The organism is Ensifer sp. ENS09 (assembly GCF_014852425.1).
Classification (GTDB): domain Bacteria; phylum Pseudomonadota; class Alphaproteobacteria; order Rhizobiales; family Rhizobiaceae; genus Ensifer.
In genome coordinates this window covers 82,422-94,496 of the sequence record NZ_JACVBP010000008.1, presented here as the reverse complement: position 1 = coordinate 94,496, position 12,075 = coordinate 82,422, and the positions used below count along the sequence as shown (strand labels likewise).

The following is a 12,075-nucleotide window of genomic DNA, read 5'->3' as shown; positions in this document are numbered from 1 at the left end:
TGCCAACGGCTCGATTTGACCGACGAACGGCAATCGACATCGGCGGCCGGTTGAACGATAAAAATGGCCATGAACCCTGAGGATGACGCAAGATCGGTAGACGAGAGCGCCTATATCGCCAGCCTGCGGCGCGCGACGCTCTGGCTCGGTTTTCTCTATTGGTTCGTGGAATTCCTGGTCAGCAGCATTCTGTGGGCGATCCTCGGAATCGATCCGATCATGTCGGCCCCGGGCAAGCTGCTGTTGATGTCCTGCGGCATGGCCTTCTCCTATGGCATCGCCGCTGCGATGTTCGGCGTCCGCCACCAGCATATCGCGCTGAAGATCGTCGTCGGCTTCGCGACCGCTCTGATGGCCGCCATCGCCAACACCGGCGTCGACTTTCTTCTTTATCTTTTCATCGTGCGTCCCGACCCGATCGCCCCGGACTGGACCAGCATCGGCTACACGCTGGTCTACAGCATGGCGACCTTCGTCGGCTGGTCCTTCTTCTTCGTCGCCTTGCTCTACAGCTTCGAACTGCGCGAGCGCGAGCGGCGCCTGGCCATCACGCGCGAGGAAGCCCTGGCCGCGCAGATGCGGGCGCTGCGCTACCAGGTCAATCCGCATTTCCTGTTCAACACGCTCAACTCCATCACCGGCCTGATCGAGGAGGGGCAGCCCCTTGCCGCCACGCGCATGGTGATATCGTTGTCCAACTTTCTGCGCACGACGCTGGAGCTCGATCCGCTGCACGACGTGCGGCTCGCCGACGAACTCGCACTCCAGGCCGGTTACCTGCACATCGAGGGCGAGCGCTATTGCGACCGCATGCGGCTCCGGATGGACATCGCCAACGGCCTTGAGGAGGCACTGGTGCCAAGCCTCATCCTGCAGCCGCTGATCGAAAATGCCGTCAAGCACGGCGTCAGCCGTTCGCCGGATCAGGTGGAAATCGTCATCAGTGCCGCCAAGGTGGGCCATGCGCTGGAAATCGCCGTCGAAAACGACATTGCGGCGGCGCCGGATACCGCCCGGTGGCCGGGCACGGGGATTGGTCTCAAGAACGTTGCCGAGCGCGTCCAGGCCCGTTTTCCGGGTGTCGGCGCCTGTGTTTCGGGCCTCGTGACCCCCCGTCGTTTCAGAGCTGCAATCACAATGCCCCTGAGGCTTGCATGAATGAAATCCAGACTGTTCCGCTTTCGATCCTCGTCATCGACGACGAGCCCCTGGCGCGGCGGCGCCTTCTGCGACTGCTCGGCGCAATACCCGCAGTTGAGGTGGTGGGAACGGCCGGCAACGTGCAGCAGGCCTGCTCGATGGTCGCCGAACTTTCGCCGGACGCAATCCTGCTCGATATCCAGATGCCCGGCGGCACCGGCTTCGACATCCTGGAGCACTTGGGAGACAACGCGCCCGCGGTCGTTTTCGTGACTGCCTTCGACCACTATGCGCTGCGCGCCTTCGAAGCAGCGGCGGTCGACTATGTCACCAAGCCGATCGAATCCAGCCGCCTGCGCACGGCAATCGAGCGCGCCCGCGTTGCGATCGCCGCGCGCACGAGCGCCGAGCGGGTGCTCGAACTCAACGAAACCGTGACGTCGCTGCGCCAGGCGCTGCGCAAGCACGACACACAGACCAGCGATCTCTGGATCAAGGCCCGGGGAGAATTCGTGCGGATCGCGCTCGACCGGGTCGTGCGCTTTCAGGCGGAACGCGACTATGTTCGCATTCACGTCGATGGACGGTCCTATCTGCACCACGAAAGTCTTGCCTCGCTCGAGCGTCGCCTCGATCCCGCAGAATTCCTGAGGCTGCATCGCAGCTCGATCGTGCGCCGGGACTGTATCGTGGGGCTGAAGCAGGCCCCCTTCGCCGCGCTCATCGCCCTTCTCTCCGACGGCAGCGAGATCCGCGTCGGCCGGACCTACGCCCGCCACATCCGGCCGACGACGGGCGAACGCAACCAGACGGACTAGGGACGCTTGCCGCTATCGCAGGACCGCGCGCAGCCGCGGGGCCGCGAAATCGACGAAGGCCCTGAGCTTCATCGGCACCAGCCCCTGCGGAAGATAGACGAGCTGGACCGGCAGCGCCGGGTGCTCGAACGTCTCCAGCAGAGGCACGAGCAGGCCATCCGCCACCTGGCGCGCCACCTGATAGGACAACACCCGCGTCAAGCCGAGACCGGATATCGCCGCGTCGACGGCGGATTCCGCCGTATTGACGATCAGCCGCGACCGGATCGGCGCAGCCAGCTCGCGCCCGTCGTCGAGGAAACGCCAGACATGGGCGGCCGTGACGTTTTCGAAGGTGATGCAATCATGGTCGGCAAGTTCGCTCGGATGCCGGAGCACGCCGTGTCGCGCGACATAGTCGGGGCTAGCATAAACCACCCGACGCACCGCGCCGATCTTCGTCGCGACGAGATTGCTGTCGGGCAGGTTGCCGATCCTCAACGCCACGTCGATGTGATCGTCGACGAGATTGGCGAACCGGTCGCCCAAGGCGAGCCGCATATCGACCTCGGGATGGGCCTTGAGGAAATCGACCAGGACGGGAAGCACGTGTAGGCGCCCGAAGACGATGGGTGCGGAGACCGTCAGATCGCCCTTGATCGTTCTGTATTCGCCGGCCGCCACCCGTTCCGCCTCTTCGACGCGGGCGAGAATCTCCTTGGCCGCCTCGACATAGGCGCGGCCGGCCTCGGTCAGCTGGATCCGGCGGTTGGTCCTGGTGACGAGCTGCGCGCCCAGATGCGCTTCAAGCTCGGAAAGCTTCCGGCTGATCGTGGCGAGCGGCACCTTGAGGTGTCGGGAGGCGGCCGACAGGCTGCCGTGTTCGACGACCGCAAGCAGAACCCCCATAGCATCGAGGCGATCCATCTCCATCCTTCCGATATTTGGAAATCAGACTATCGAAATTGCATTCTACTGCCGAAATTTGGAAAGTCATAGATTGATCCTCGAAGGCGGTTCATCCCGAACCGCCGGAGGGCCGTGACGGTTCTCAAGCTCTTCGAGGACATTTTCCATGAAACTCTATCGCCACCCGCTCTCCGGCCACTCGCACCGGGCGCAGCTTTTCCTGTCGCTGCTCGGTGTGCCGCACGAGCTGATCGACGTCGATCTCAAGGCGCGGGCACACAAGGCGCCGGATTTCCTGGCGCTCAATCCCTTCGGCCAGGTGCCGGTGCTCGACGACGAGGGCATTGTCATCGCCGACTCAAACGCCATCCTCGTTTATCTCGCCAAGAAGCTCGGCCGCATCGACTGGCTGCCGGAAGATCCGGCCGCAGCGGCGAAGGTGCAGAAATGGCTCTCGGTTGCCGCCGGCGACATCGCCTTCGGTCCGGCAGCCGCGCGTCTCGTCACGGTCTTCGGCGCCAATCTGGATGCCGATGGAGCGATCTCCAGGGCCCATCGGGTGCTTGCACAGATCGATGCCGAGCTTGCCGGCCACGACTTCCTCGTGGGCGCAAGGCCGACCATCGCCGACGTCGCCCTCTACAGCTACGTATCCGCTGCTCCAGAAGGCAATGTCGATCTTTCCGACTACGCCCATGTCCGCGCCTGGCTTTCGCGTATCGAGCGCCTGCCCGGTTTTGTCAGCTTCCAGAAGACCGCGGTCGGCCTCGCGGCCTGATCCAACCTCCCGGGGCGGCAACGCCGCCCCGGTCCCCTTGCAACCGGGACACCCGACCATGCCGGACAACGCACAGCAGAAAAAACCGGATTCGCCCTGGCACGAAGGCGAACTCGCCATCCAGCGCAGCCTCGGTGTCGCCGAGCGCATGGATGCGACCGGGCGCAATTTCGTGCGCAGTTTCATGCCGGAGCAGCATCAGCAATTTTTCCCGATGCTGCCCTTCGCCATGTTCGGCGCAGTCGATGCGAGCGGCGATGTCTGGGCGACGATGCGCGCCGCAGCCCCCGGCTTCATGCAGGCGCCGGACGCCTGGAACCTCGACATCCGGTTGCCGCGCGACCCGGACGATCCGGCCGATGCCGGCATGGACGACGCGCACTCCATCGGCATGCTCGGCATCCAGCTCGAGACCCGGCGCCGGAATCGGCTGAACGGCGCGATCCAACGCGATGGCGACGACGGCTTCACGCTGCGCGTCCGGCAGAGCTTCGGCAACTGCCCGCAATATATCCAGCTTCGCCAGTTCACCTTCGTTCGTGACCCGCACCAGCCGGCATCGGTGCGCCCGGTACATGGTAGCGTGCTCGACGCGCGCGCCCGGGCGATCATCGCCAAGGCCGACACCTTCTTCGTCGCCTCCTACGTCGATCGCGATAGCGGCGAGCGCCAGGTCGACGTCTCGCATCGCGGCGGCAAGGCGGGTTTCGTGCAGATCGGCGAGGACGGCGTGCTGACGATCCCGGACTTCTCCGGAAACCTGTTCTTCAACACGCTCGGCAACTTCATGGTCAATCCGCGCGCCGGCCTGCTGTTCGTCGATTTTGCGACCGGCGACATGCTGCAGATGACCGGCAGCGCCGAAGTCATCCTGTCCTCCCCGGAAGTCGCGGCATTCCAAGGAGCTGAGCGGCTCTGGCGCTTCCGGCCGGAAAAGGTCATCTACCGCGAGGACGGCCTGCCGCTTCGCTGGGCCTTCGCGGAGGGCGGCTGGTCTCCAAGCCTCACGTCCACCGGCGACTGGGACCAGGCAAAGGTCCGGCTTGAGGCCGCAACCCTTGCCGATGCGTGGCGCCCGTTCCGGATTGCCCGCGTCGAGGACGAGAGCACGACGATCCGCTCGCTCTACCTCGAACCGGATGACGGCGTCGGGCTCATGGCCCACCAGGCCGGCCAGCACCTGCCGATCCGCATCAAGGTCGAAGACGGCGAAAGACCGCTCGTCAGAAGCTATACGCTGTCCTCGGCACCGACGGATGGTCTCTACCGCATCAGCGTCAAGAAGGACGGCGTGGCTTCCCTCCATCTACATGGGCTGAACCTGGGAGACCGGATCGAGGCGCGGGCGCCTGCCGGTGCCTTTACCATCGACGGAACAGAGCGGCGTCCGGCCGTGTTGATCGGCGCCGGCGTCGGCATCACGCCGATCCTTGCCATGCTCAAGCACGTTGTCGCCGAAAGCCGCCGCAAGCGGCGCACGCGCCCGACCTGGGTCTTCCAGGCCGCCCGCTCGCTGGAAGAACGCGCCTTCGATCGGGAGATCGCCGACCTCGTCGCGGAAGGCGAGGGCAACATCCGCCTGGTGCGGGCGCTGAGCCAGCCGGCAACAGCCATCGAAGGCCAGGACTATGACATCGCCGGTCGCATCGACCTTACCCATCTCAAGGCCACCCTGCCCTTCGACGACTACGATTTCTACCTCTGCGGCCCGGCCGCCTTCACCCAGTCGCTTTATGACGGTCTGCGGGCGCTCAACATCGCCGATGCCCGTATCCATGCGGAGGCCTTCGGGCTGTCATCGCTGACCCGGCGGCCGGACGGCGGTTCTGCCCCGACGATGGAGCCGGCGGCAAGCGCCCCCGTTCACGTCGTCTTTGCCAAGGCGAGCAAGGAGGCGCGCTGGCAGCCGGGCGAAGGCACGTTGCTCGATCTCGCGGAGGCACGGGGTCTCAACCCGGACTACGGCTGCCGCAACGGCAGTTGCGGCACCTGCCGAACGCCGGTGCTGGAGGGCAAGGTAACCTATCCCTCGCAACCTTCTTTTCCGGTCGCCGAAGGCGAAGCGCTCATCTGTTGCGCCGTGCCGGCCGAAAGCAAGGCGGGCAAACTGCATCTTTCGCTCTGAGCCCTGGTTCGGCTATGGATGATGCACCACATCATCAGGCAGTCGACCTCGGCCGAGCGGGATGCGCCATGAACGACCAACAGCTACGCGATATCGTGCTCTGGCTTTCAGAACAGGGCTTGAAGGGACTGGACGAGCCGGAGCTGTTTGCCGGCTTCTGCGAGCAATGTCGCGCAGCTGGTCTCGACCTTGCCCGCGCGCTCGGGCTGATCGACACGCTGCACCCCGAATTCGAGGGGCGCGCCTTCCAGTGGAACGATGAAAGCGACATTACCCCGGAAGTCATCCAGTACGGCTCGACGACCACGGGTGAGGCGCTGCTGAACTGGCAGAACTCGATCTTCTACCACATGCTGCGCGACCGGACCGCCGAGCGCCGCATCCGGCTTTCAGCCGACGAAGGCACCACCTACAACATACTGGACAAGCTGAAGGGCGAGGGCCACACCGACTGCGTCAGCATGATCCACCACTTCACCGACCAGGGCCGTGTCGGCGAGATGGACTGTTTCTATTCCTATTGGACGACACGGAGCGACGGCGGCTTCAGCGAGGATGACATCGCAGCGCTCAGGATCCTGTTGCCGACGCTTGCGCTGGCGGTGAAGGCCGGCTCCTGCGTTCGCATCATCAGCACGCTTGCCGACGTCTACCTCGGCGCCGATGCCGGCCAGCGCGTCGTCAAGGGCAGCATTGCCCGCGGTTCGGCCGAACGCATCGAAACGGTCATGTGGTTTTCCGACCTGCGCGGCTATACGCGCATCTCCGACACCGCCGCCCCCGACGAGATCATTCCGCTTCTCAACGATTATTCAGGAACCGTGATCACCGCCATTCACGACCATGGCGGCAGCGTGCTGAAGCTGATCGGCGACGGTGTTCTGGCGATCTTCAATGCCGACGATCCGGGGACGGCCTGCGCCAACGCAATCGCCTCCGAACGGCAGCTGCGCCGTATGCTCGCGGAACTCGACGCCCGCCGGCAGGCCGAGAGCAAGCCGACCACAGAGGTCTATCTCGGGCTCCATATCGGCGAAGTCTTCTACGGCAATATCGGCAGCCAGACCCGCCTCGATTTCACCGTGGTCGGCCCGGCTGTCAATGAAGTGAGCCGAATTGCCTCGATGTGCCGTTCGGTCGAGCGGCACATGATCATGTCGTCTGATTTCGTCGAAGCCTGCCCGCCGGATGAACGGGTTCACGCGGTCTCGCTCGGCCGCTTTGCACTGCGCGGCATTGCGAGGGCCAAGGAGCTGTTTACCTGGGATCCGGAGCTGCCGGTGGCCTGAGCCGCGGCGGCTACTGGCTCATTGCGCCTGCGGAAAGGCGCGAGAGGTGGCGATGCTGCAGCTCGATCTGGACCTCGTCCTGGAAGTCCATCACCTGACGGCGGACTTCGTCTTCCGAGCAGCCGCAGGCAAAAAGCTCGTCGGCTAGAGCGCGGCAGCGGCGGCGCCAGAATTGCAGCGCCTCGGCACCGTGCAGATCTTCAAGCTCGCCGGCAGCACTGCGAATGGCATGCAATCTCCTGACCACGGGAAACGGAACAATGGTGTTGGTTTCCGTGGCTTCCACTGATTGATTGCCTGCCATCGTCTCGTTTGCCCCCTGGACTTCGTGCGCTCACTCGAACGCACAAAGACGCCCTACGCGTTTCGGTATCGAACAATCGCTCCGCCTCCGGTGTCCCCAATCGAAGGCGAATTGTTCTGCTGATTCCATTTCTACGAAGCCTATGGTTAACGTTTCCTTCCCACCGGTGCCGAAGTGAACCGATTGCGTCTCGCAGGTGCCAGAGACATCGGTCGCGTCACGTGGCCGACACGCTTTCGCGCTTTTCTGGGTTGGTTTCGGTCCAAAAACATGACATTGACTATCATCTTTCTATCAGCGCCCCACGGCGCCCCCCGCCCCAGTGAGTGCACGTGCATGCTGAAGCGTTTCTTCGCGTTCTACCGCCCCTATCGCGGCCTGTTCATTCTCGACTTCTCCTGCGCCGTGCTCTCGGGCCTGCTCGAACTCGGCTTCCCGATTGCGGTGAAGCTGTTCGTCGACCAGCTGTTGCCGAGCCAGGAGTGGACGCTGATCCTGCTGTCCTCCGTGGGGCTGCTCATCGTCTACCTGCTCAACACCGGCCTGATGGCGACCGTCACCTATTGGGGCCATATGCTCGGTATCAATATCGAGACGGACATGCGGCGCATGGCCTTCGACCATCTGCAAAAACTGTCCTTCTCGTTCTTCGACAATCAGAAGACCGGCCATCTCGTCGGAAGGCTGACCAAGGATCTCGAGGAAATCGGCGAGGTCGCGCATCACGGGCCGGAAGACCTGTTCATTGCGGTCATGACCTTCATCGGCGCGCTGATCCTGATGTTGATGGTGCATTGGCAGCTGGCGCTGATCACCGCCGCCGTCGTGCCGCTGACGGCCTGGGTGACCAGCCGCTACGGTGGGCGCATGACCCGGAATTTCCGCAATCTCTACGGCCGGATCGGAGACTTCAACGCCCGCATCGAGGAAAATGTCGGCGGCATGCGCGTGGTTCAGGCCTTTGCCAACGAGGAGCACGAGCGCAGCCTGTTCGAGACCGACAACCAGAACTATCGCCGCACCAAGCTCGAAGCCTACCGCATCATGGCGGCGAGCACGTCGCTCAGCTACATGAGCATGCGGCTGACGCAGCTGATCGTGATGATCACCGGCTGCTACTTCGTGCTGACGGGCGAGCTGACCAATGGCGGCTTCGTCAGCTTCCTGCTTCTCGTCGGAGTCTTCTTCCGCCCGGTCGAGAAGATCAACTCGGTCATCGAAACCTATCCGAAGGGCATCGCCGGCTTCAAGCGCTTCCTCGAGTTGATGGAAACCGAGCCTGATATCGAGGATCGCCCCGGAGCGTCCGACGTCGCAGATCTCAAGGGCGACATCTCCTACCGAAATGTCTCGTTCGGCTACAGCGCCGAGAAGCCGATCATCCAGAACATCGACCTGACGATCCATGCCGGCGAGACGATTGCCTTCGTCGGCCCCTCGGGCGCCGGCAAGACGACGATCTGCTCGCTGCTGCCGCGCTTCTATGAGGTCAGCGACGGGTCGATCACCGTCGACGGGACCGATATCCGCGACATTACCTTATCGTCGCTGCGCGGCCAGATCGGCATCGTGCAGCAGGATGTCTTCCTCTTTGCCGGCACCATCCGCGACAACATCGCCTATGGCCGGCTCGGCGCGAGCGAAGCCGACATCCTGGACGCGGCGCGGCGCGCCCGGCTCGACGGCATGATTGCCGCCCTGCCAGACGGCATGGACACGGTGATCGGCGAACGCGGCGTCAAGCTTTCCGGCGGGCAGAAGCAGCGGCTGGCGATCGCGCGCATGTTCCTGAAAAACCCGGCGATCCTCATTCTCGACGAGGCCACCTCGGCGCTCGACACGGAAACCGAGAGAGCCATCCAGCAGTCTCTCGCCGAGCTTTCCAAGGGGCGCACGACGCTGATCATTGCGCACCGGCTGGCGACGATCCGTGATGCCGACCGCATCGTCGTCGTCGACGGCAGCGGCATTCGCGAGCAGGGACCGCATGCGACGCTGCTGGCAGCAAAGGGCGCCTATAGCCGGCTCTATCACGCCCAGGCCAGCGCCGGCTGAGGAGAGCGGTCGGCGCGGCATTGCAAGTGCCGGGAGGGGGCGGTACGAACGAAGGCAGACACCACCCTGCCCTTTGTCGGACCGATCCTTCAGCGCCATGACCACTTTTGAACTCTCCGCTCTCGAACGCGCCTTAAAGGCCCTGCCCCAGCACTATCTGGGTCCCGGAGGCGTCGCCGGCGTGGTCCGGGATGGCCAGGTGATCCTCAGCCACAGTTGGGGCTATGCGGACCTTACCGCCCGCAGGCCGATGACGGCGGCGACCCGCGTACCGATCTGCTCTATCACCAAGCAGATGACCTGCGCCGTGCTTCTTGACGCCGTCGACGAACCGGCGACGCTCGACCGCGCGCTCGAGGCCTATCTGCCCCTCCTTGAAGGCAAGCGTCCGACGGTCGCCCATCTCTGTCACAACCAGTCGGGACTGCGCGACTACTGGGCGCTGACCGTGCTGCAGGGCGCCAGGCACGACGGTGTCTTCCGCCGCGAGGACGCACGTCCCCTGCTCTCCTCCGCGCGCTCGACACATTTCGAGCCGGGCACGCGCTACTCCTATTCGAACGGCAATTTCCGCATTCTCGCCGACCTCATCGAAGAGCATACCGGGCGCTCGATGGCCGAGCTTTATCAGCGTTCCGTCTTCGGACCGGCCGACATGCGGACCGCCGCCCTCACCGCCGATACGAGCCTGCCCCCCGACGGCATTGTCGGCTACGAGGGGAACGAGACGGCCGGCTATTTCGAGGCGGTCAACAACATCTACTGGGCCGGCGATGCCGGGGTTTCCGCTTCGCTCGAGGATATGCTGGCCTGGGAATGTTTCATCGACCGGACGCGTGATGACGCGAACGGCCTCTATCGCCGCCTGTCCGCACCACAGACCTATGCCGATGGCCGCCCGGCCCATTATGGGTTCGGCCTTGCGCATGAGAAGATCGGCGACATCGCCATGACCGGCCACGGCGGCGCGCTGCGCGGTTTCCGCAGCCGCCGGCTCTACGCGCCCACCGAGCGCCTTTCCGTCGTCGTGATGTTCAATCACGAGGCCGATGCCCATGCGGCCGCGACGGCGCTGATGAAGGTCGCCCTTGGCAACAGCGATGCCGAGCCCGCGACGGGCACCTGGGACGCCGACGGCACCGGCAGCTATCTCGATCCGGAAACGGGCCTTGCACTCGTTACCAGGCCGACCGGCAAATCCCGCGTCGCGCTGAGCTTCGCCACGGGCGCCGAGACGCTTGCCGTCGGTCCGGATGGCCGCGCGCAGTCGGCGGCCGTTACGCTTCGCGTGGAAGGCGCCTCGCTTCACATGGAGCGCCCGCGTGAGAACCTGACGGTTCACGCCGCGCGCATCTCCGGCACCGCCAAGCCCGATATCGCCGGCCGCTACCATGCAGCAGAACTCGACGCCTATATCGACATCGTCTCCACCAACGGCGTCTTCTATGGCGGCTTCGACGGTTCGCTTGGCTCTGGCGCCATGCACGCCATGCGGCCGCTCGCCGAAGACGTCTGGCTGCTCCGCTGCAAGCGCTCGATGGACGCGCCGGCACCGGGAGACTGGACCGTACTCGTCTCGCGTGACGCAGACGGCGAGGTGACGGGGCTGACGATCGGCTGCTGGCTCGCCCGGCGGATCGACTATAGCAAGATCGGCTGACGCTCGCGCCGCCGGCTGCGCTTGATAGCGCAGCGTGCACCGCGAGACGACCGAGAACCGGAAGACCAGAACGTGAAACAGAAGCGACCGACAGCAGCCCGCGATACCGGCCGCCGCCACGCGGCCGATATGGGCAAACGCGTGACGGTCGCCCGTGCCCTTTCCAAGCTGGGGTACTGCTCGCGCACGCAGGCCGAGAAGCTCGTGCTTGAGGGCCGCGTCAGCATCAACGGGCGCAAGGCCCCCGGTCTTTCGGCGTGGGTCGATGTAGACAAGGACCGTCTCGCCGTCGACGGCAAGGCCGTGCTTGCCGAAGACAAGGTCTACCTGATGCTGAACAAGCCGCGTGGGCTGGTGACGACCAGGCATGACCCGGAAGGCCGGCCGACGGTCTTCGATTGCCTGAAGGACCTCGACTCCACCCATCTGTCGCCGGTCGGCCGCCTCGACAAGGCCAGCGAGGGCCTTCTGTTGTTCACCAACGACACGGTGCTTGCCCAGCGACTGCTCGACCCGGAAACCCATGTTGGCAAGGTCTACCACGTACAACTGACAGGCCAGATCGACGACGCGCATCTCACGCGAATGGTCGCCGGTATCGACGAGGGCGGCGAGACGTTGCGCGCAGCCCGGGCCGAACGCTTGCGGGCGGGCGACCGCAACATGTGGATAGAGGTGGAGCTCGAGGAGGGTCGAAACCGCCAGATCCGCCGCATGCTCGATGCGCTCGGCTTCAAAGTGTTGCGGCTGCTGCGGGTCTCGATCGGGGCGATCGCTCTCGGTGATTTGCCGAAGGGGGCGGCGCGAGCGCTCAGCGCCGACGAAATCGCCGATCTGAGGCGGCGCACCGGCCTCTAGGAAATCATGGCCGTGGCTTTGCGAAACGCGCGATGGGTGGATTTCCACCCACGCCAGCGCCGCCATGTTTCCGAATCCACCCAAAGTCCCTGCCCCCTCCCGACAAATGCGTCTGATCTCCTGGACAGGCCGTTGTCTGCATCCAAATTGCGTCTGCAAA

Annotated in this window: 10 protein-coding genes; 8 read left to right on the top strand and 2 right to left on the bottom strand. The window is 64.4% G+C overall.

What is annotated here, in order from left to right; all coding sequences use genetic code 11:
* Positions 1 to 69 precede the first annotated feature (69 nt).
* On the top strand, positions 70 to 1,158 hold the full coding sequence (locus IB267_RS30770; RefSeq protein WP_192451191.1) for a sensor histidine kinase: 1,089 nt from the start codon (positions 70 to 72) through the stop codon (positions 1,156 to 1,158).
* A complete protein-coding gene (locus IB267_RS30765) occupies positions 1,155 to 1,958 on the top strand; it encodes a LytTR family DNA-binding domain-containing protein (protein ID WP_192451190.1) in 804 nt (267 codons plus the stop codon). The genes IB267_RS30770 and IB267_RS30765 overlap by 4 nt, the downstream gene beginning before the upstream one ends.
* 12 nt (positions 1,959 to 1,970) lie before the next feature.
* Here the strand turns inward: IB267_RS30765 and IB267_RS30760 are convergent, their stop codons facing one another.
* Entirely contained in the window at positions 1,971 to 2,864 is an 894-nt protein-coding gene (locus IB267_RS30760) for a LysR family transcriptional regulator (protein ID WP_192451189.1), read from the bottom strand.
* Positions 2,865 to 3,012: 148 nt separating this feature from the next.
* Between IB267_RS30760 and IB267_RS30755 the strand changes: the two genes are divergently transcribed.
* From IB267_RS30755 to IB267_RS30745, 3 genes are all read left to right on the top strand, one after another.
* A complete protein-coding gene (locus IB267_RS30755) occupies positions 3,013 to 3,624 on the top strand; it encodes a glutathione S-transferase family protein (RefSeq protein ID WP_192451188.1) in 612 nt (203 codons plus the stop codon).
* Positions 3,625 to 3,682: 58 nt separating this feature from the next.
* Positions 3,683 to 5,749, top strand: coding sequence for a pyridoxamine 5'-phosphate oxidase family protein (locus tag IB267_RS30750; RefSeq protein ID WP_192451187.1), 2,067 nt, complete (start codon positions 3,683 to 3,685; stop codon positions 5,747 to 5,749).
* 68 nt (positions 5,750 to 5,817) lie between these two features.
* The gene (locus IB267_RS30745) at positions 5,818 to 7,038 is read left to right on the top strand and encodes an adenylate/guanylate cyclase domain-containing protein (RefSeq protein WP_192451186.1); all 1,221 of its coding nucleotides are present in this window, start codon (positions 5,818 to 5,820) and stop codon (positions 7,036 to 7,038) included.
* A gap of 10 nt (positions 7,039 to 7,048) precedes the next feature.
* On the opposite strand, the gene IB267_RS30740 is transcribed toward IB267_RS30745, so the two are convergent.
* Positions 7,049 to 7,342, bottom strand: a complete 294-nt coding sequence (locus tag IB267_RS30740; protein WP_192451185.1) for a DUF6074 family protein — start codon at positions 7,340 to 7,342, stop codon at positions 7,049 to 7,051.
* A 336-nt stretch (positions 7,343 to 7,678) separates the two neighbouring features.
* On the opposite strand from IB267_RS30740, the gene IB267_RS30735 reads away from it, so the two are divergent.
* The 3 genes from IB267_RS30735 (at position 7,679) to IB267_RS30725 (ending at position 11,915) form a co-directional block, all read left to right on the top strand.
* Positions 7,679 to 9,397 (top strand): ABC transporter ATP-binding protein, encoded by a 1,719-nt coding sequence (locus IB267_RS30735; RefSeq protein WP_192451184.1) that lies wholly within the window; start codon positions 7,679 to 7,681, stop codon positions 9,395 to 9,397.
* Between the two features lie 97 nt (positions 9,398 to 9,494).
* Positions 9,495 to 11,057 (top strand): D-aminopeptidase, encoded by a 1,563-nt coding sequence (locus IB267_RS30730; RefSeq protein WP_192451183.1) that lies wholly within the window; start codon positions 9,495 to 9,497, stop codon positions 11,055 to 11,057.
* Between the two features lie 72 nt (positions 11,058 to 11,129).
* The gene (locus tag IB267_RS30725) at positions 11,130 to 11,915 is read left to right on the top strand and encodes a pseudouridine synthase (RefSeq protein ID WP_371742669.1); all 786 of its coding nucleotides are present in this window, start codon (positions 11,130 to 11,132) and stop codon (positions 11,913 to 11,915) included.
* Positions 11,916 to 12,075: the final 160 nt, after the last annotated feature.

Coding starts and splice junctions, on each gene's coding strand:
- IB267_RS30770 (WP_192451191.1), top strand. CDS start 70: ATGAACCCTGAGGATGACGCAAGATCGGTAGACGAGAGCGCCTATATC.
- IB267_RS30765 (WP_192451190.1), top strand. CDS start 1,155: ATGAATGAAATCCAGACTGTTCCGCTTTCGATCCTCGTCATCGACGAC.
- IB267_RS30760 (WP_192451189.1), bottom strand. CDS start 2,864: ATGGATCGCCTCGATGCTATGGGGGTTCTGCTTGCGGTCGTCGAACAC.
- IB267_RS30755 (WP_192451188.1), top strand. CDS start 3,013: ATGAAACTCTATCGCCACCCGCTCTCCGGCCACTCGCACCGGGCGCAG.
- IB267_RS30750 (WP_192451187.1), top strand. CDS start 3,683: ATGCCGGACAACGCACAGCAGAAAAAACCGGATTCGCCCTGGCACGAA.
- IB267_RS30745 (WP_192451186.1), top strand. CDS start 5,818: ATGAACGACCAACAGCTACGCGATATCGTGCTCTGGCTTTCAGAACAG.
- IB267_RS30740 (WP_192451185.1), bottom strand. CDS start 7,342: ATGGCAGGCAATCAATCAGTGGAAGCCACGGAAACCAACACCATTGTT.
- IB267_RS30735 (WP_192451184.1), top strand. CDS start 7,679: ATGCTGAAGCGTTTCTTCGCGTTCTACCGCCCCTATCGCGGCCTGTTC.
- IB267_RS30730 (WP_192451183.1), top strand. CDS start 9,495: ATGACCACTTTTGAACTCTCCGCTCTCGAACGCGCCTTAAAGGCCCTG.